This is a genomic window from Rhodoferax aquaticus, assembly GCF_006974105.1.
Classification (GTDB): domain Bacteria; phylum Pseudomonadota; class Gammaproteobacteria; order Burkholderiales; family Burkholderiaceae_C; genus Allorhodoferax; species Allorhodoferax aquaticus_A.
On record NZ_CP036282.1, the window covers coordinates 2153136 to 2175002 of the forward strand.

The 21867-nt window shown below is 56.4% G+C and carries 4 protein-coding genes; 3 read left to right on the forward strand and 1 reads right to left on the reverse strand.

Annotation, left to right across the window (positions count from 1 at the left end):
- Positions 1-39: 39 nt before the first annotated feature.
- Positions 40-18504 carry a leukotoxin LktA family filamentous adhesin gene (locus EXZ61_RS10020; RefSeq protein ID WP_142811431.1) on the forward strand — a complete coding sequence of 6155 codons (18465 nt, stop codon included), beginning with the start codon at positions 40-42 and terminating at the stop codon, positions 18502-18504.
- Between the two features lie 125 nt (positions 18505-18629).
- The gene (locus EXZ61_RS10025; RefSeq protein WP_142811433.1) at positions 18630-20207 is read left to right on the forward strand and encodes a ShlB/FhaC/HecB family hemolysin secretion/activation protein; all 1578 of its coding nucleotides are present in this window, start codon (positions 18630-18632) and stop codon (positions 20205-20207) included.
- 42 nt (positions 20208-20249) lie between these two features.
- Here the strand turns inward: EXZ61_RS10025 and EXZ61_RS10030 are convergent, their stop codons facing one another.
- Positions 20250-20957: a VOC family protein gene (locus EXZ61_RS10030; RefSeq protein ID WP_142811434.1), complete on the reverse strand. Its 708-nt coding sequence runs from the start codon at positions 20955-20957 to the stop codon at positions 20250-20252.
- Between the two features lie 176 nt (positions 20958-21133).
- Between EXZ61_RS10030 and EXZ61_RS10035 the strand changes: the two genes are divergently transcribed.
- The gene (locus tag EXZ61_RS10035) at positions 21134-21826 is read left to right on the forward strand and encodes a zinc metalloprotease (protein WP_142811435.1); all 693 of its coding nucleotides are present in this window, start codon (positions 21134-21136) and stop codon (positions 21824-21826) included.
- Positions 21827-21867: the final 41 nt, after the last annotated feature.

The following is a 21867-nucleotide window of genomic DNA, read 5'->3' on the forward strand; positions in this document are numbered from 1 at the left end:
ACAGTTTGTTACAAAAAAATTGAAATTTGGGGACGCACCATGAACACCGCAACGCAAAAAAACACCATGCAAGACCAACAACACAACAAAAAAGCTGCCGCGTTTACCTTCAAGCTCAAGCCTGTCATGACAGCCTTGGTGGGGGTGTTTGGTGGCGGCGGCATGGCGCTGGCCCAGTTTTCAGGAACGGTAACGCCCACGGGCATCGGCATGAAAGTCCTGGAAGACGGCAAGCGCCTTAACGTCACTACCACCAATGTGCGCAATGACATCGGTATCAATGCGTTCTCTGCTTTTCAGGTGAATCAGGGTTCCACGGTCAACCTGCATATTCCAGCTGCCGCCACAAAAGGCCTATTGAACTTGGTGGACAGTCGAATTGTGGTGGACGGCACCGTCAATAGCATTTTGAGCAGCGGAAAAATTGGCGGAAATGTCATTTTTGCAAGCCCTAACGGCATGGTTGTGGGTAAAGAAGGTGTTCTGAACGTGGGATCACTGGCGGTGCGCACGCCAGACCAGACAACGTTTGATTTAATGAAAAGTTACGCGGAAAAAGGGCGGCAAGTGCACACGGAATGGGTGACCCAGGATGAGGGGAAGCAGATAAAAAAGGAAGTCGTCGACGTGGATAGCACTCAGATTGATGACGCAATAGCGCTAACACCTGGAAAAAGCTACAAACGCAACTCTGGCGCAACCGTCGAAATCAATGGCAAGGTTTACGCGCCTGCTGGCATTTCAATAGACGCAGCGAGCATTACGGTCACTGGTAGCTTGGTTGCATCTGACAGGGCTGCACTCGTAACGTCGCTCAATGGTGGCGTCAACGCCAAGTCTACGAACCCTTGGGGTACGGGCGAGATCACTGGCTTGGTTGCCGATAAGGACGGGTTCTTCGACCTAGTGGACTCCAGTCTAGCTATGGCCACTGGCGATATTGCGCTGAAAGGGCAGAGCATTGTCGTCAGCGGCGCTGGCGCGAAGATTGAAAACAGCCAAGGTGGCGCGGTTGACATCACCGCCATTAGCAATTCTGGTACGGCTGGGCCCTCCATCACACTCAGCGACGGAGGCAACATTGCTACAAAAAGTGGGGCAGTCAAGCTGTTTGCTTGGGCCCAAGGCGGCAGTGACGGAGATTCGGCAATCAAACTCGACGGCAGTAAGACTGCCATAAGCTCCAACGGGGGCAATGTGGAGATCACCGCTTGGAACGGAGGTGCGGCCGGCAAGTCGAGTATTGAGCTCACGAACGGCGCTGCGGTTAACACGAACATGATCGACCCCAACACGCTTGCTGCCACAGGAGCAGGCAAGGTGACCTTAGCGGCCGATAGCGCGCGCAGCAATGACTGGAAATTCACCAACTTTGTGAACTACAAAAAGCGTGATGCGCTGGTCAACATCGACGGCACCATTACGTCGGGTGCCATCAGCGCTAAAGCTACTGCTACCGATACCTTTGATTGGCGGGAAGAGCTTGACCACTGGAAAATTGCGAAAGACATCGCGGATGGTGGCGGGTGGCCTGATGCCGTGCGTCCCGACAAGTCTTTGTTGGGCGACGTGTTTACTACGCTGCTTGGCGTTAACTTTAGTATCGCGAAGGTAGATGCCAAAGCTGCGGTGACTTTGGGCAAGCAAGCAATGCTGTCCACGAAGTCTGGTCAAACTGCCAACGGCAACGTGAAACTGTTGGCAGAGGCTACTTCTAAGCTTGATCTCTCTGTACGCGCTTTGGCCCCTGTTAGCGTTTTGCAAAACAAGTTCACCACAGCGTTTGCCTATGGTGAAATGAATGCGAACAGCGCCGTGACGATGGCCAAGGGTGCCCGTATCGAATCCGCCGGTAGTGTCGATATTGATGCAAAGACAAATACCCGCCTCAACGTGAGTGCGGGCGCGATGTCAAGCCAGACCATGGCGGTGCTGACTGGTGCGGTTGGCGTGGCAGATGTGCATGCCAAAGTGGATTTGGCTGCCGGCAGTGTGATCGTGGGCCACGATGCCGTGACCATTGACGCGACCAACCTTACAGACTCGCTGGCAATCGGAGCTAGGTCATTGGCTACGGGTGCCACGGCTGGCCGCCCTGGCGTGAACGGGGGATCGGCGGTGCCAGGCACCGATGCCAGTTTAGGTGGCGCTGCGGTCGCTTTCGCACACCTGACGACAGAGGCTGCAGTGAGCAGCGGCGCCAACATTACGTCCACAGATAACGCGGTTGCGCTGACGGCCGATAACCAAATCAAGGCCAATAGTCTCAGCGCCGCCGCCAAGGAGGGCACCACCTTCAATGGGATTGAGACCATGAAGGATTTACTCAATGGTGATACTGATTTCATAGCTGCCAATTTTCTAAAGCAAGGCCTTGCCAAAGTTTTTCCAAAAGCCATCACCAAGTTTGCACTCCCCTACAGCCCGATGGGTGAGATGCGCCTTAGTGCGGCAGGGGCATTTGCATTGGGGAGCAACACCCACTCCGCTACAGCAAAAGTACAAGATGCGCAAGAGTTTGAAGTTGGGGGTAAAAAATACACAAGCAGCCAAATTGATGCGGCCAAGACAGTCGCCGTTAAAGCGAACCTGCTTGATGCCAAACCTGGCACCTCCGCCTCTTCAGAGGTTATGACTTTGTCCCCCAATGGGGCGAGTGGGTACGGGTTGTCGGTCGCGTTGGCGTTGAATGACTACAAGCATACTGTTGAGGCCAGTGTGGGAGAACGGGCCAGCGTGACTGCGGAACAAGTGGATGTAAAGACAAACCTTGACCTGACGAATCCTGTCTTCAACATCAATTGGGGCAAGCCGGAAGGATTTATGGATGTGATTCTTGACGGGGTGAGCATCGTTCTAAACGCCAATGGCTCAACCGCAGCTTCATCAAATGCTGAGGGTGACAGCAAGTCACTTGCGGCCTCGGTGAGTTGGCTTACCTTTGACAACACGAGCAAGGCGGAGATCAAGAAAGGTGCCAACATCACACTCGGTAGTGGACCGGCGAAAAAGTGGGAGCAATTTGTTGATGCCAATCTGAGTACGGACGCAAGCAAGTTGACGTCAATTGCTGCCGACTTTGTGAAAGCGAACTCGGGCGATCTTGTGTCAGGCACTGACGCTGACCAGACTAAGGCTGCTAAAGGCCTAGAAGATGTATTGAAGCGCCTTAGGGATGAGAAAGATGCTGCGAATATTCGCACCATCAAGGCGGAGTGGGTTTCCACTTCAGGCATCAAAGCTTCGGTTAACCCTGCGGCGCTAAATGTCGATGCCAAGATCAAGGTCCAGAACATTTTGTCCAGCGGTATCGCACCCGTTGTACTTGGTAGTAGCACAGGGCAAAAGAGCTCCAAAGCCATTGGCCCGAACCTCAACTATTTTTCGGAAAGCAACAAGTCCAGTGCCGTTATTGGAGCCGCGGTAAACGTCAAACAGTTGGCAATGCGGCCGACCGGTGTAAGCGTGAACGTGAGTTCACTGAACGATGTCAGTTTGGGGCAGGTGACCTGGGCATCTGGCAAGGGTAGCGGTACCGGGCTTAACGGCATGCTTGCCATTGCCGACATCAACAACAGCAGCCATGCCTACATTGACCGCAGCGCCACCGTCGACGCGACCGGCGTGACGATGGACGCCAAGGAAAACCTTACGAGCATTACCGCAGCAGGGGCTATCAGCCTGACGTCGGGTACAGGAGTGGGTTTATCCGGTGCGTTGAACTTTATTGACAGCGATACGCAAGCGGGTGTGGTGAACACCAACCCAGCGGACTTCAATGAAGATGGCAGCCAAAAAGTGGGTACAGACAAGCTCCCACAATTCACTGAAAAAGTGGGCAGTATTACCGCTAACAACGTGGTCATCAAAGCCGCCACGTCCGGCACCATTTGGGCCGGTACCGTTACGGCATCGGCCTCATCCGATGCGCAAGAACCGCCAAAGGGCAATGGATCGAAAGGCACGCCGCCAGATTTGCTTAAGGACGGCAAGATTAACGATTCCAAAAAAGTTACAGAATTTCTGGATAACATACAGCCGGGCAAGCGGCCAGCGGCCGGATTTACAGCGTCGGCAGCAGTCAGCCTCAACAGTGTTGCGCAGACGACCAAAGCGTCTGTGGTGGGTGGCGTCATCAAAGCGCCCCAGACGCCTTATGTCGATTCACGTGGGCTTGATATCTCCGCAGTGAACGACTCCCTGGTGGTTGCCTTTTCCGGTGGCCTGTCGGGCACTAAAACGACCAACGGTGATTCAGGCAGTTCTGCATATGCGGGCGCATTTTCCGTCAATACGATTGAAAACCTGACAGCAGCAACCATTACCGCGGCGAACGCGACTAGAAGCAGTATCAGCAATATGCGCCACATCAATGTGGACGCTTTGGCCAACGGTAAGCAATATGCCATTTCAGTAGGGGCTGCTGTCAACGCATCAGCGGGTGATGCAAACGCCAAGTCTGGTGCAGGCTCAGCCGCAGCGTCTAGCGTACAAAACACGGTTACTGCAGAGCTAGACGGCGTTGACCTGCAAGAGGATGAAACAACAGCACAGCTGCGCGCCAAAACCCCTGCATTGCCAATTGTGACGGCATCGTCGCTCAAAGTGCTTGCATTGGACAACACCATCATCAACACCGGCGCTGGTGGGCTTGCCGCTGGCGGTAAAAATGCTGCTGGTGGCGCAGTCACTTATTCCAAGGTGCGCGATACGGTAAAGGCCAGCATCAAGAACTCGAAGGTGACCGCCGTTGATGCCGTGGCGGTCAATGCCATTGCCCCTAGCAAGATTACCTCAGTGACGGTGGGCGCAGCCGTAAGCACTGAAGCCGGAGGCGGCGGGTACGCTGGCTCGATTGCACTCAACCAAGTCAATAACACCATAACGGCTAGCGTTGCAGACAGTGATATCACCAAAGCGGACTCCGTGCGCGTTTTGGCAGCAGACGGTGTTTCGGCTGACGTAAGCGCAGATGTTGCCAATCAGGTCAAGAACAACACAGAAATTCAAGGGTATACCGTCAGTGTGGACGACATGAACCTGGACGCGGCTGGCATGGCGAAGCTCAATAAAGCACCCAGTCGCATCATCAACGTTGCGCTTTCGGTGGGGGCCGCTACAGCACCAGGCAAGGCGGCGGGGCTTGTTGTTGGCTACAACACCATTCACAACACGTTCACGAGCGAAGTTGCAAGGTCCGCAGTAAGCGCTAAAGCAGTTTCGGTCAAGTCGCAGTCTGACGCCTACATCATGAATGTTGGCGCAGGTGCAGCGGGGTCCTCCTCTGGGATGGCTGGTGCCGGGGTGATCGCTGTCAGTGAAATTGGCAACACGGTCAGCGCGTCTGTTTACTCTAGCAAAGAGGCGAAGGATGGCGACAAACTGGTTGCGGGGTCCGTCAACGTAAGTGCGGTGGACCAGTCAAACACCGACAACTTCATTGGCGGGCTAGCCATCAGCCTCTCATCCAATGCGGTGGGTGTGTCTATCGCGTCGTCGACCATTGCCAATACCGTCACGGCCGAGGTGAAGGATGTGGTGATTGAGGCGATTGCACCCATTGATGAAAAATTGAAGCAAGGTGATCCCGATAGCTATGTGGACAGCGAGTCGAACGTAGCTGTCGATGCCGTCAACACCAGCACCGCCCGCACCGTGACGCTCGCTGCGGCCGTGGGTTCTGGGACTTCTGGGGCAGGGGTGGCCGCAAACTCACGCATACACAACACGACCAGTGCCAACTTTGTGAACGTGACGACGCAGAACACGGCGGATGTCAAGTGGCAAGACAAAGACGACAAAGCCCGTGTTAGCACAGGCAAAGTCAAACAGGTGGCTGTGGCTGCGCAAGACAAATCTAGCGCGCAAACTTTCGCTTTCGCCGCAGGGGTGTCTGGTAGCGCAGCTGTCGGTGCGGCAATCACCGACAGCATTGTCGAAAACAAAACGCACGCATATTTAACTGGCGGCGTGGTCAACGCGGGTACGGTCAAGGTAGATTCCAGTTCGGCAAGCACGGTTGAGACCATGGCGATTGGGGTGGGTGGTAGCAAGGGTGGACTTGCTGTTAGCGGTTCAGTGGTGGTGAATGTGGTGGACAACACCACCGACGCCAAGATCGACGGCGGGGCCAAAGTTACGGCGCAAAACAATGTGCGCGTGACAGCAAAAGGGGACGATCACATTGAAGTCGCAGCCGGCTCTGCGTCGTTTTCCCTGGGGGGCAGTGGTGTTGGCGCATCGGTTATTAGCAACAACGTCACCAGCGACACCTTGGCCCACATAGATGGCAGTACGACCGAGGTGAATGCTTACGGGGTCAGTGCCCCACCAAGTGCGGACGACAGTGCGGGAAATACTTTCTACAACTACGGTAGCGTCGACTCCAAAGACACCATCGACTACTACTACAAGAACTCGAATCTAGCCTCTAAGCGGTACAAAAACCCTGGAATCAAGGGCGTGGAAGTCAATGCGTCTTCCACACAGTTCGTGGGCAGCATCGTGGCCAATGTTGCTGGCGGCAAAGACGTTGGCGCTGCCGGCAATATCCAGGTGAATTCCATTGTGGGTAAGACACAGGCTTATGTTAATGAAGCCAAGGTCATGGCGGGCCGTGAAGAAGACAAGGCCAAGAACATCACCGCCTCGTCGGGTGATGTAAAAGTACTGGCGGGCAATCTGTCGGTATCCAGTGGTTTTGCCGGGGCCGTGGGCGTGGGGGGCAAGGCTGGCATGGGCGTGGGCTTTGATGGCGCCGCCCAAAAGCATGTAACCGAGGCATTTTTGAAAGGTGCAACCGTCACCGCACGAGACATTGAGGTGGGGGCGCGGTCCGCCCAGGCGACATCGTCCATAGCCGTAGCCGGTGGCGCGTCCAAAGGTTTTGCTATGGGAGTCACTGGGTCCATCACCCACTTTGACGGGCAAACCCGGGCCTACATTGAAAACGGGACAACGAACGCAGGCGGCGCTTTGCGGGTTACCGCCGACAGCACGACCCAGGCATTTGCCATTGGTGGTGCCTTGGCTGGCTCAGGGGGCCCTGCCGCTGCTGTGGGCATTGTGAATGTCAACGACAACAACATCACCGAAGCGTATATCGCGGGGGTAGATCTCAAGAATGACAAGGGTGAGACGACAGAAGTTCGCCGGGCCAAGGCCGATGCGACCGAAGGCGTCACGGTTGCCGCCACCTCCAAAACCACAATCAGGGACTTTGCTGTGGGGGTAGCAGGCAGTGGCGCAGTGGGTATTGCGGGCACCGTGACGGTCAATACGCTGCTGAACACCACAGAGGCCCGGGTAGAGCGCGCCGACATCGGCACCAAGGCGGGGGACGTTTACAAGACGGGCTCACTCAATGTGACTGCCAACAGCTCCAACGCCGTGTTTGGTGTGGCCGGTGCACTTGGGGTGGGTGTGAAAGGCGGCGGTCTCGGGGCTAGCCTGCTGGTGAATGATATTGGCAACACGGCGCGCAGCGTTGTGTTTGACAGTAACGTAAAAGTTAAAAATGCACTGACAGTGCAAAGCACCAACCAAAATACGGTGGAAGACTATGTAGTCACCGGCGGCGGCGGTTTGTGGGCCGGTGTGGGGGCGGCTACCGTGGTCACATTGGTCGGTGCAGAGTCAGGCGTTGAGCAGGCCGACGCGATCAACACCAAGCCTGAGGAAGGCACGACCAAAGTGCTGCAAGACGCGCAGGGCAATATCCGTGAGCTTGCCAAGACCGGGCAAAAAGACACCACCACATTTGACAAAGTTTTTCTCAAGAAAACGGGTCTCAACGAAAGCACCGCGCAAATTGGCGGCAAAACCGTGCTGGATGTGGGTACGCTTACTGTAAAAGCTATAGACAAGACCTCCATTGACAACCTGGCTGGTGGCGCTGCAGTTGGGGGGGGCTTGGGTGTTGGTGCTAGCACTTCCGTGGCGATTAGCCGCGCCACGGTTACCGCCCTTGTGGACGACAGCACGTACACCGAAGTGCGAGATTTGGGCGTCAACTCTGTCGAAGTGAGTGCGACGGCCACGGATATCGACGACAAGACAGACAAAAGCACTGGCAAGCTCAAAGCACCAGACCTGGCGACCATATCGGCTGCTTCCTATGCTGGCGCTGCTGGTCTCGGTGGTGTCGCTAATACGGTCTCCAAAGTCAAACTCAAAAACACTGTGCTAGCGCACTTGGGTGGCCGTGTGGCCGCCAAAAGTCAGGCCAAGGTGGCTGCGAGCGACAAAACCTCGCTGAAGTCTCGTGTGTTTGGCGCTGGTGGTGGGGCTTATGCGCAAGGGTTAACGTTCAACATACTTGGCAAAACCTCTCAGGTGACTGCTGAGTTGGGGGCAGATGCGGTGGATGTGAATCGCCTGCCCTTGGTTGGCGCTGCTGCTGAAGGAATTTCAACCGGAGGCAGTTTGTCTGTTAGCGCCGACAACAGTGGCGCGCTGCGGGGTTACACCATGTCTGGCTCCATTGGGGCGGTGGCCGTGCAGGTGTCGGCGGGTGTAGGCGGAACCCAGATTAACGACAGCACCCGGGTGACCGCGCAAACCTTGGGCGGAACAATTCAAAACGCCAAGGGCGGCATGAGTGTCTTGGCAAAGAGTGCCGCCGATGTGGTTGCCCAAAACTGGGGACTCTCTGTAGGCGGACTGGGTGTGGGCGTTTCTGAAGCGCAGGGCATTGTCAACCAACGCGTATCCGCGTTGCTGGGCAATGCGAGCAATGTCACTAGTTCGGGTGACGTAAAGGTAGACGCGCAACAGACTATGGCGCGTGTTAGTGCGTTCACCAGCGGCGCGAGTGGTGGCTTGGTTGGCATCGCCGGGACGACAAGTATCGCTAACAACACCAGCGAAATCACCAGTGCGATTGGGGAGGAGAGCAGCATAGAGACCAACCGCGCGGTCACAGTCAATGCTGCAGCCAATTCCTTGCAAACAGCCGACGCCTGGGGTGTTGCAGTGGGGGCAATTGGTGCGGGAACCCATACGGCCCTTGCGCAGAGTGCCACCAAGACCAAAGCAATGCTTGGCAAGAATGTTGACCTACATGGCGTCGCTGACGGTAAAGGCGGCTTTGACAAAGCGGGCGACCTGACCGTAACGGCGACCAGTGCAGACCAAAACTTCTCGCGGGCCAAGTCGGGCAGCGGTGGGCTTGTAGGCGGGGCGGATGCCAACGCGTTGACCATCAGCAACAGCACTACGGAGGCGCTGATTGGCCAGGGCATCGCAGCTGCTAACGGTAACAAAGCCAAGATGCTCAAAGTAAGCGCTTTGAAGGTAGAAGCCACACACACCGCGTTGTTCAACGGCGTGGTGGAGAGCTTTAACTTCAACGTGGCTGGCGGGGGCAGCGGGCCCTATGCCAAGCATTTGGTGAGCAGCACAGTCAAGGCGGAACTCGGCGACAGCGCCCAGGTGGAAGCTGAGAGTTTGACGATTAACGCCAATAGCACGACCAAGAAAGAAAACAAAGGCGACACGGTCTACAACTACAACACGCTGATGGTCGACTGGGATGCCAACAAGGTCATCAACTGGAACATCGACTCACGGTCCGGCGCGCTCCTAGTGGATATTCCGGTTGGCACCGCCATCACGGAAGTAACGAAGCAAGACACCACCGCCCGCATCGGTAACGGGGCACACGTACAGTTAAACGGTAAACAGGCAGCTAGTAGCAATGCCTTGGTGATGGACGCGATCAACAGTATCGACATCTACGACAAAGTGGGTGTGGACACGGGCGGCCTTGTTCCCGTTGCCAGCGCAAAGTCACTGTTGACTGTGAAAAATACCTCTACAAACGCCACGATTGGTGGGCTTGCCAAAGTAAAAGCTAATAAAGGGGCGATTGCGGTGGGGGCGCGCACTGACGCCAAGCTAAGCGCAGAGGCTGTGGCCAATACCTATGGTTTGGCGGGTTCACCGTTTGGTAGCGCGCTGGCAAGCTACTCCGGCAGCGATAACGTGACGGTGGGCGCCTCCGCTGAGCTGCTGGCGGACTACAACAGCGTCAATCTTTCGGCTGGCCGAAGCACATCGGGCACTGAGTCATCGGTAGAAACCAGCAGCAAGGTAAACATTTGGAATAAAACGCTGGTGCCGATTAAAAACCCGCCAGAAGCGATCACAAATATTGACTCGCAAGCCAAACTCGCTACCCACGGGCTCAGCAAAATCCAAGCGGACGGTGACGTTAATTTGATTGCCACGCGCGGCACCTTGAAAGCGACGGCGCTAGGCATTTCCCGTGATTTGTACGGCAACTCTAAGGTGCAAAGTGGTTCGGTGAGCGACCTTCTGGACAAAGACGGCATTCCAACCCAAACCGTCACCGGCAATGCCGCCAAACCAACAGGCACTGCTCAAGTGGTGGTCGATGGCACCGTGGAAACGGGTATTCACCGTGTGCAATGGCTGACCATTGACGATGCTGTGCTACTGGGTACCGATGGTAAGCCAGTGATAGACCAAAACGGAAAACCCGTTTATGTAGACAAAATCACCAAGTCTGAGGGCTTCGGTGATGTGAGCATTGCCTATAACCAAGGCGTTGCGCAAGCGCTGTATGCGCGATTACAGACCAAGCGTAAGCAGGCCTTGGACTATGCGGGCACGGCCTCAGCCGGGGCCTACGCCAATGAGGTCACCTTCTTGGAGAAGCAGCTATTAGACCTGGGGTTTGCATCCAAAGTGGCCAATGGCAAAGGGGGCTACGACATCGTGATGGGCACCGGCGGTGGCGTAGGTATCAGTCCCAAAGCAGCCGTGCAGCAGCAAATTACGGCGTCACAAGTACTTGTGACGGATGGCGAAAAGAAAGTGAAGGAGCTGACAACGCTGCAGGGAAACTATTCGACCGCTAAAAGCACTGCTGAAACTGCTCTGAAGGATGCGCCAACGAAGGCTGCAAATGCGGAAGCTGCTTTCATCGCCCGAGCCAATGCATTGGATAATTGGCTAACTGAATCAAAAAACAACACGCCGGACGCTAGCAAGATTACAGGCTACAAAAACGCGATTGGGGATGCTGAAAAAACCATCGCCGATTCTGGCGTTAAGGTGGCCAACTACACAGCAGTTGCGCCCAAAGCAGATACCCCCTCCCCGACGCAAGCACTCATTGACGGCGCGAAGGCCAATGCTAAAGATGCCCCGGCCGCCGGTAAAACACTGGTAGCCGCAGCGCAGACGAATTTCGATCAGCAGAACAAGAACTACAACGAAACCGGCAATAAGATCACCGAAACTCAGACGTCAATTGCTGGCTACAAAACCTCCATTGAGACGCTGACCAAGTTGGAGCTAACAGCCTCTGATGTCGCGGTGAGTGGGCCTGTTGCTGACTTCGTGACAACGCCCGACATCAAAATAAACCTGGGCAGCATCCGGGTAAAAGCAGAGAGTTTGAGCGGCATCGGCACACTGAATGCGCCTGGGGACGCCAAGGTCACGATTACCAACAACACATCCAAATACCTGACGGTTGGCGGCATTTCCATCAACAGCGCAAGCGATGGTGCACGGGTGGTGTTTAACGGCAAGGATGTGGGCAGCAATGTAGACGTCAACGCCATTAACGCCAAGAGCGCTGTAGGGAACGTGGCCACTTTTGCCAAGATCACTACCCTCGCAAACGGCGACAAGCCCTTGGTTGACATTGTTAGCAACTACAACCCGGATAGCTTGGCTTCGTCACAAGCCCACAAGCCAGGGTCTGCGCCTGACATCAACCTCGTGGGTCGCATTGACAACGTGGGCGGCAAGGTCAAAGTCCACAGCAAGGCGGGCACCATTCGCTCCGAGGGCACGGTGCGCGCCGGCACGGTGGACATTCAGGCCAACAATGGCGACTTTGTGCAAAGCTACAAAGACGAGTTCTTCCAGTTGGCCGTACCCGCCGACCCGAGTGGCAACCAAACCCAGTTGCCAGGCACTGCATCCAACGGCTCCTTGATCATGGCCAATGGCAGCGTGCTCTTAAGTGCGCGCTACCTCAATATCAACGGCACGGTACAAAGCGGCTATGCCAACTATGAGCTCAATATCGGTGGCCAGCCCATGCTGACTGCGAGCTTGGCGGCTATGGGATTTACGCAAGGCGACGCGGATTGGGCCAAAAGTCTTGGTACCGGTGATGCAGCCCTAAATGGTGATTTAGTCGCGTTCGCGGGGCGCGGTAAAGTGGATGGTGTTTATTACAACAGAGCCAAGGATCGACTAGAGTTCACAACCGCCTACGCGAAGGCCGACTACGCCGCCAAAGCAGACAAAACCGTTAGCGCTTATGCGCTGATCCAAAACACCGAAAACACATCCGACAAACAGTACATCGGCGCCAGCTATGACGTCAAGAGCAACCGTTTGGTGGTGGACGGCACGGCGGTGCAGGGCGGCTACATTCAGATCTACGGGCAGGTGTACAACACCGCCCAAAACGGTGCTGGCAAGCTCAAGGCCCTGGACGGCTATGGACAGATCAACATCACCAACACGTCGGGCTTGGACATTGAGCTGACCAAACTGGACACCGGCAAGGGCGTGGCCGGGGTGATTGAGATCAGTGATATTCAGTCGTTCAATGACACGACTGGCGTAGCAACTATCAAAAAGACCACCTACACCCGTGAAAACGGGAAGGTCAAAGTGGCTGTAGTGAACGTAGATAAGTCTACGTCCACGTCATGGGGCGCTGAGCGCACCGCCAACTACAACCCCCAGACAAATTTGGCGTACACCTTCCAAACCGGCTCGGATGCATCCAAACGCACGGACTATAGGTGGCAAGGAACCCAGTGGCTTGGCAACACCGACTGGAGAACCGATGGGGCGCCAGTGGATGGATCAACGGTACTCAGTGGCCCTTATGACTTGCAAAACACAAAATTGGAGCAGGCTCAGTTCTTGTCCGTGCGCAATGGATTTACACGCTACGGAGCGCAGGCTGCAGAAGAGGTCAAAGGCAGTGCAGGCGATGCAAGAAAGTTCAAGACCAACCAATGGTCGGTGTGCGACTGGTGGTTCTGCGTTACCCAGCAGTACTACATTGACTACTCCATAGTCACTCCGATCAAAACCATCCAGTCCACCATCATCAAGGCGGACAACCCCATTGGCATTGAGTTCATCGGGGCGGATACAGGCAAGATCAATGTGCAGTCCAACAGCAACGTGTTGTTGTCTGGGGCTATTCACAACAAGGTTGGCAAGACGACCATCGAAGCTGGTGGCGTAGCCAAGAGCATTGTGCGCACCAATGACGATGCGCTTGTGTCAGCCGCAAGTTTCGATTTCAAGGCCACGGCAAGCGTGGGTGCCGCTGGCATGGCAATTAAGACGGAGACCGTGGATAAGGCTGTACCAGGCCTGTTCAACGCCGCAGCCACCCAGGGCAACGTTCACATTGACCAAACCCAAGGTGCCATCAAGGTGGGCACCATTACCGCAGGTGGCACGCGCCATGTAGCGGCTAAAGCGGATGCGAACGGAACAGTTACGCAAGCAGCGGTGTTCAACGATGTAGGGGTTGTAGAGCTAAAAGCGCAGGGCGACATTGTGGCTGGCGCAGGCAGCGAAAGCCTTATTCAAGGTGACAAGGTGGACTTGCGCTCTGCAACCGGAGCCATAGGTTCTACAGCAGCCCCCTTGACCGTGAACGTGGCCTACTCGGACGACTTGACGACGCGTGGCTTTAACGGGCTGACGGCATCGGCGGCTAAAGACATAGGCATTAAAACCAACACATGGGCGCACAACGCCGATGGCAACTTGCTACTCAATACGGTGGCATCCTCAGGCGGCGACGTCAAGCTGGTGGCACCTGGCCGCATGGTGGACAACAACCCCAATGAGACCATTGACAGGCGGACTTGGGGCGAGCTGATCGACTATTGGGACTCCTTGGGCTTGCGCTCAGGCACCGATGCGAACTTGGCCAAGCAAACCAAGATGCTCAAAACGTATGTTGAAGCGAAAAACGCCGAGTACAAAGACTACTGGCAATTGCGTAAAAACGCTCAGGAAGATGCCACAAGTGGCAAGTTGGTCTTTAAATTGAGTGAGCAGCAAATAGCGTCGTTCAAAGCGCAGGGCACGTCCGATGCAGATATCGCCCAAATAGTAGTGGGCAAGCAAAAAGCGCTAGACGATCTGGGCAAGGTGTATGGAGTTGGCAATTCACCCGAGTACAACGCACATTTCGACTATGTGATGTCCCAGAAGGAAACGGACGATCTGCTACGCGGTGTGGCCTGGACGGACAAGCAACTGGCCGTAGCCATTAGTCCCGGCGCGTTGAAAACCATTACCAATACCAACCCGGTGGTCAAGGTGGCCAACGTGCAGGGCAATACCGTCAGCCTGCAAGCGGGCAAGGGCATTGGCGAGACTTATGTGGCCACACCCATTGATCTGAAGAACTTCGACCCCAGTAAGCTCACGCCAGCCCAAAAGGTGGCCTTGGCTGCCGCTGAGCGCAGCGACTTCGGCTTCAAAGACAACATGCTCACCGTGCTGCAGCGCAAGCCGCTGAACTTTGATGCGAGTACGCAACTCAACGCCAGCGGCGTGGGTGCAGACAGTGCCATCAACGGCACGGCATTCCTGGCATCCCTCAAAGACGGCAACTTGGGCACCATTAATGTGAGCGGGGAAACCCGTATCAAGGTGCGGGGTTCATTGGTGAATGCGGGTGCGTCGTCGGTGCGCACGGGCAACCTGGTGCTGGAAGCAGCAGATGGGGCCATTGGTGCGGGTGTGCGCGCGCCGCTGGAGCTCCAACTGGGCGCAGGTTCCACCCTGACCGCACGTGCCGCCATGGCGGTAGCCGTGCACGACAGCGGCAACATGCAGGTTGATGCGGTCTATTCCCGTGACGCCATTTACCTGGCGGCTGACGGCAGCATGACCCGTGCGGCGGACAACGATTTGCTCAATGTGTTGGGCACTGGTGTGACGCTTAATGCGGGAAGGTCTATCGGTGCCACGGATAAAGCGCTGAATGTGGCGGTTGGTAGCAAGGAAAGCCTAATCAACGCTACGTCGGACGAGGGCAGTGTGTACTTGGCCGGGGTGAGCGGTAACCGCTTCTTGGTAGACAGCGTGACTGCTGCAAACTCGATTGGCCTGACTTCGCAAGACGACTTGGCTATTGCTGGCAAGTTGACGGCAACGACTGGCGACATCACCCTCAGCACCGCAGGGGCCGTGCTGGATGGCGGTGCGGTGGCGGATGCTGTGGTGGCGCAGGCCCAAAACGGCACGGTCACTATCAACGCCAAAGCGGGTGTGGGCACTGCAGGCAATGCCTTCGAGGTGCAAGCCAAAAAGCTGCAGGCGAGCGCCAGCCAGGGTGCAGTCACCATGACCGTGGCACAGAACACAGGTGTCGAGTTGGTGGGTGAGGGCGTGACTGCCCGTGACGGTGTGACTCTGCTCGCGAATGGTGGAGTGACGGGCACCGCGGTAACGAGCACGGGAGTGGACAAAAACGTAACAATCGCCGCAAAAACAGGTGGTGTGTCGCTGACCAAGGTCTCTAGCGGCGGTGACGCTACGCTGACTGCAAGCGCTGGTAGTGTGGTTGCTACTACATTGCTAGCTACTGGGGCAATAAAAACGGACGCCAAGGGCACATTCGATGCCAAAACGATCAACGCCAAGGCGCTGACGGCAAACGCCAATGCCATTGTGCTGGGCCAAGCCACGGTGACCGATGCCACCGACCTGACGGCCACAGGCTTGCTGAGTGCGACGACGTTGACCACAGGCACCGTGACAGCCAAGTCCACAGGGGGCAGTGTCAACCTGAGCACGCTGACCAGCACCGGCAATGCCACCATAACGGCCGAAGGCGGCGCAACGCTGGGCACGGCGACCGTGGGCGACAAAGACCACGCCGCAGACCTGACGGTGACTGCCATTGAGGGCCTTGCCGAGGTGACCACCGCGACCGTGTCTAAAGACCTGGTGGTGAAGGGTAAAAGCGTCAACATGGCGCAGCAAGCCAACGCAGTAAACATGACCCTGACGGCTACTGGAGGCGATTTAGTTGCTACAAGATTGGTAGCTACAGGTGCAATAGGGACGGGCGCTCTCGGCAGGTTTGACGCTACAGAGCTGAAGGCCAAGGCACTGACGGCAAATGCCGATACCATTGCGCTGGGCCAAGCCACGGTGACCGATGCCACCGACTTGGCGGCCACACGCTTGCTAAGTGCAACGACGTTGACTACGGGTAGCTTGGTAGCCAAGTCCACATTCAGCGACGTGAACATGACCACGCTGACCAGCACCGGCAATGCCACCATAACGGCCCAAGGCAACGCAACTCTGGGCACAGCGACCGTGGGCGACAAAGACCACGCAGCGGACCTGATGGTGACTGCCACTGAGGGCCTTGCCAAGGTGACCACCGCGACCGTGTCTAAAGACCTGGTGGTGAAGGGCGCAATGGTCCACATGGCGCAGCAAGCCAACGCAGTAAACATGACCCTGACGGCTACTGGAGGCGATTTAGTTGCTACAAGATTGGTAGCTACAGGTGCAATAGGGACGGGCGCTCTCGGCAGGTTTGACGCTACAGAGCTGAAGGCCAAGGCACTGACGGCAAATGCCGATACCATTGCGCTGGGCCAAGCCACGGTGACCGATGCCATCGACTTGGCGGCCACACGCTTGCTAAGTGCAACGACGTTGACTACGGGTAGCTTGGTAGCCAAGTCCACATTCAGCGACGTGAACATGACCACGCTGACCAGCACTGGCAATGCCACCATAACGGCCCAACGCAACGCAACGCTGGGCGCGGCGACCGTGGGCGACAAAGACCACGCAGCGGACCTAAAAGTAACAGCGGGACGTGTTGCTCTGGGCAAGGCCGCCGTAACCGGTAAAGCTGATTTGACTGCGACTGACGAAGATGTGTTGGCGAAGGAATTGGCTGCAGCGGTAGCAGTGTTGGGCGCCAAGGCGCGTGCCCAGGTGGATGTTCTCAAGGCTAAACAACTGCAGATGACTGCTGACGCTATCGGCGTGGGTCAAGCCGATGTAGATGGCAGCACTGAGTTGAGTGCTACCAAAGCGCTAACCGCAGCTAGGTTAGCTACCGGCAGTTTGGCCGCCACAGCAGAGAGTGCCGACATCACGACGCTGACGAGTGTGGGGCACGCCACGTTGAAGACCCAAGGGTCTGCAAGCTTGGGTACCGTGGTTGTGGGTGATGCTAAGCATGCGTCGGACCTGACGGTAACCGCGAGCAAAGGCGCGGTGGACGTAGCGAGTGTTGACGTAACTCGGGACGTTGTTTTGTCCGGCACCAACGTTAACGTTGGAACGCTGAAGAACGGCCGCAATCTGTCGCTGACAGCGACTACAGGCGATTTAATTGCTGCAGATTTGGTAGCAAATGGTGCAGTAGCGGCTAGTGTGGGTGGTGCGTTGCGTGTGAAGTCTTTGAGTGGAGACAGTGTCACGGCCTCTGCAGCAACTGCCGAAGTGACGAGCTTGAACAGCCATGGCAATGCTGCCTTCTCGACAAGTGGCGATGCTACGTTTGGTTCCGTATCGGTCGGTGACGCCAAGCGCGTGGCTGATTTTGGTGTGACGGCCAGCGCTGGTGTGGTTAAGCTGAGCACGGCCACAGTCTCGCAGGATGCGGTGCTGAAGGGAAATCAAGTGCTCATTGGCAGTCTGACAGCAGTGCGCGATGCGACGCTTGAGGCCAGCAAAGGCGATGTGACTGCAACTGCGCCCAGTATTGCGGCAACGGTGCTGAAGGCCAACCGCTTGGCGGTGACCACGCCTGGCACTTTGTTGCTGACCGATGCGATGGTGGGTGACAGTGCCAACTTTGTGCTGCGTTCCGCCAAGGCGAAGTTGCGCAATGATGGCAAAGCCCCCATGGTGGTGAGCGTGTCTGGTAAGAATGAGGATGTGGCTGACAACGTGGACTTGCAGATCACTTCGGCCAGGGGTGTGGATTTCCGCAAACTGTGGGCTAAGGTGGCAACAGTGGCCAGCAGCACGAATCAAAATGGTATTCGTGATGGTTACATCACAGGTCAGTTGGCTTACGAATCACCCATCGGCGCGTTGTGGATGAACAATGTGGACCGCACATCTGTCGTGGGCAAACGCGTTCAATTGTTTGCAGATACCAAGCGATTTACCTTGTTGCAAGAGGGCAATAGCTATGTGACGGACGCATTTGTTTCGTACTTTGACCCACTGAACGTCTACGCGGTCAGCACCAACACAAACTTCAATGCAGCGCCTGGCGCGAATACTGGGGTGAGTTTGGAGCGCGACACGAACAAGTTGCAGTCGGGCAATGCACTGAGTGACATCCGTAGTCGCTACACGGCGGCAACCTTGTCTGGCATTACTGACTTGCGCACGGTCGACTTCAATGCCTTGCCGCCTACGGCTGCGGGCGTGACGGAAGAAGAGGCTAAGGAGTGGGAGCAATACATCTCTCAAGCGCAGTAGCAAGGGCGGATTGGCCCCACGCAGCAGTGCACCTCGCACTGCTGCGTGGGGCCTTTGCTGAAATAACAATTTAATGAATGTCAGGGTGATGTGTGTTGAATAAACAATGTGTAGCAATCGCGGTCTTGTTGTCTAACGCTGCCATGGCGGCAGGGCCTTTGAGCGTGCCCGATGGGCCTACCAGCCAAGGGCCAGATGTGGCGCGCCAGAAGTTCTTGGAGGAACTCAAGGAGAAAGAGAAGGAAACCGGTAGATATGACCTGAACAGCGATGCAGGCGCACCCAAAGCCGTGGCCAAGCCAGCGGCCACCTTTGAACTGAAAGAGGTGCGGTTTGGCGTTTCCGCACAGTTGAGTGCGGCAGAGTTGCAAGCTGTGGTTGCGCCGTACATTGGAACGCAGGTGGGGTACGCCGATTTGCTGAAGATTCGCAATGAGGTCAATGCCCTGTACCAAAAGAAGCAGATACTGTCTTCCCGCGCGGATGTTCGCCCTCAGAAGATCGTTGCCGGTGTTGTGTTCGTTGATATTGTCGAGGGCCGTTTAAGCAAGGTCAAAGTCACTGGCAATACCTATACCCGCGAACAATACGTCGCTGACGTGGTGCCATTTGCCACCAATGACCTCATCAATTCAGGCGTACTGAAAGACCGTGCCAATAACTTCCGTATCTCGGGTGTCGCATCGGTAGAGGCTAACTTGGTACCTGGCGCCAATGTGGGGGAGACGGACATAGTGTTGGCGGTGCAGGAATCCAAGCGCTTTCAGGCCACCGTGTTTGTAAACAATGAGGCTAGCGATTCTGTGGGGCAAAACCAAGGGGGAGTGAGCTTGGTGTACAACGCACCGCTAGGGATTAACGATAAATTGAGTGCCTATGCCTCGGGCTCTCAGGGGTCCTTTTACAACAGCGTGGGCTACGCCATTCCACTGGGAATGCGTGGCACCTTATTGCGGACTTCGTTTAGTTCTAGTTCGTCTAGTGTGGTGGCCGGGCCATACAGATATTTTGATGTCAAAGGTAATTCGTCCACAAATCAATTGGGCCTAACCCAGCTGCTGGTGACTGCCGAAGACTGGGACTTGTCTGGTAATGCGGATTGGAGCCAAATCAAGAGCCAGAACACGGTGTCTGGATTCGGTTTGAGTGACACCCTGACGGACTTGCAGGCTATTGGTTTGAATGGCACCTTGCGCTACACCAACCGCGTGCTCAATGCTAGCGTGACCCATAACTCAGGCACAGTGACAGGAAAACCGCTTCCCGCGAGTTCGGCATCTTCCTCGCAGGTGTCTGGTGGGTGGCTCGAAAGCTTTAGCCCGGGGCACTATGTCTACTTCAAGGCCTTTGTGCAGCAGGCTTCGCAGGCAGTGATGCCTTCGGCAATGGGCATGTCCTTAGGGGGTGCTGGCACGGTGCGTGGATACGCTTTGGGTGCAGTGACGGGTGACGAAGGGCATTACGCCAATGTGGAGTGGCATTACCCAGTGATGAAGGGACTCAATGCTTTCTTGCTGTACGACACGGGTAGCACAGGTACCAAGGGCTTGGCCAAGACGGAGTTGAGTTCGGTGGGTGCAGGTGTGGACTGGTCGTGGAACAACAAGGCCCAGGTCAACCTGACCTATGCGACGCCCCAAAAAGTGGTGACCACCAACCAAGAGCCGTACCGTTTGACCGCGCGCCTCAATTGGTCTTTTTAAGTGGCAGCCGCCGCCGCTTAGGGTGATGGCTAAAAGTGCGGGTTAGAGCCCCAAACTCTGCAGCTGCACTATGCCTTTGGGCGTTTTCAGGGTGGCAATCAGGTTGGCTGGCCCAGTCTGGATGTCAATGCCGCCCAGGCCAATGGCGTCATACGCGGCTTGCAGTTTTGGCGCAGTGGGGTGCGTCACGGCAACGCTTTGCAATGTGACTCCAGAGCGCGGCAGGCTGTTGCGGGGGTGCAGGCGCATGGGGTCGGCGTCGTCAGGCTTGCCCCACTGAATCAGCGTAGGCAAGGTTCCGTCGAACAGGCGTTGGCCATCTTCGCGCACGGTAATTTGCCAGTGCAGCACGCCTTTGCGTGAATGGCGGCTGGCGGGCATGGCGGGGCCGCGGTCAATGTCCAGCCCTTTGAGCGCAATGCGGGCCGCTTGCATGTTGTCGGTATTGGCCACGAAATGCAGCAGGCGGGGCGTCATGCCCACAGCGGCACGCACTTGCAGGTCGTCCATGTCAAACCAGCGCTTGGCGTTGGGGTTGGCGGGGCCTTTGGCACCCGGGTTCAGCGCGATGATCTCAAAGTAGGCCATAGGGTTGGCCGGTGTGGCAATTTTGAAAAGGCAGTTGTGGGTGCCAAACTGGGCATGCTCTCCACCGGGGCCGGGGGTAATGCCCAGGGTGTCTTCGCACCACTGTATGCCTTGCTCTAGATTGGCTGCGACGACGACGAGATGGTCTATATGTGTTTTCATGGCCAGAACATACCACTTCACTGCCGCGCTTGGCCAGCCAATGCATCGGGGCGTAGGGATGGCGGCCTCAGCCTTTGCGCCAACCCGGCTTTTCTGGGCCTTGCGTGCGGTGTTTTCTGGCAGCATGGTGGGCGAGGGGCACGCAAGCGCCCCAAGGGTTTTGAAAGGACTGGACTATGCAATCGCTGGGGGTACTGGGTCGCCGAGCTGTGCTGCTGATAGGGGCACTTTGGTTCAGTGCAGGGGCGGGTGCCGATGCGCTCTTGCGCCAGCAAGAGATCGCCCAGTGCCTGCCCGGGGAGGTGCAGACATGGGGTGATGGCCAAGACCGTGTGGCCCTGGCCAACCCCCTGGTGTTTTTGTACAACCACCAAGACGCGCCGTCTTGGTTGAGCCAGGACGCAGTACTTGGCGCCCTTACTGCCGCCCAGCGCGCATGGGCGCAGTGTGGCATTGGTGGAACGGTGCTTGCCGTTGAGACTGGCACAAAAGCACCTTTGGGTGCCAGTGCCGTGGGATGGTCTGAGCGCTACGGCCCGGGGTATTTTGGCCTGGCCAACATGGGCGATGCTAGCCTGACCCTTGGCCCCAAGGCGTTTGAGATGCTCAAAGCACGCAACCCGCAGTTGGACCCTCTGCCCATTCTGCAAATGGTGGTGTCGCACGAAATGGGGCATTTGTATGGTCTGGTTGCCCATTCGCGGCGGTGTGTGGATGTCACCTCCTATTACAGCAATGCCAAAGGCGAAACCTGTTCTGTGCGAGGGGGGAAAGCCCCCAGTGGCGTGCCCGAATACCGAGCCAGCTTGCCCACGGCCTGCGACATTCAGCGCTGCAGGATGGCGAACAGGATGCCACAGCTGAAATAAGCACATGGCATTGCAACGATAAGCGTGGTCAAGCTTGTTAA

Coding starts and splice junctions, on each gene's coding strand:
- EXZ61_RS10020 (WP_142811431.1), top strand. CDS start 40: ATGAACACCGCAACGCAAAAAAACACCATGCAAGACCAACAACACAAC.
- EXZ61_RS10030 (WP_142811434.1), bottom strand. CDS start 20,957: ATGAAAACACATATAGACCATCTCGTCGTCGTCGCAGCCAATCTAGAG.
- EXZ61_RS10035 (WP_142811435.1), top strand. CDS start 21,134: ATGCAATCGCTGGGGGTACTGGGTCGCCGAGCTGTGCTGCTGATAGGG.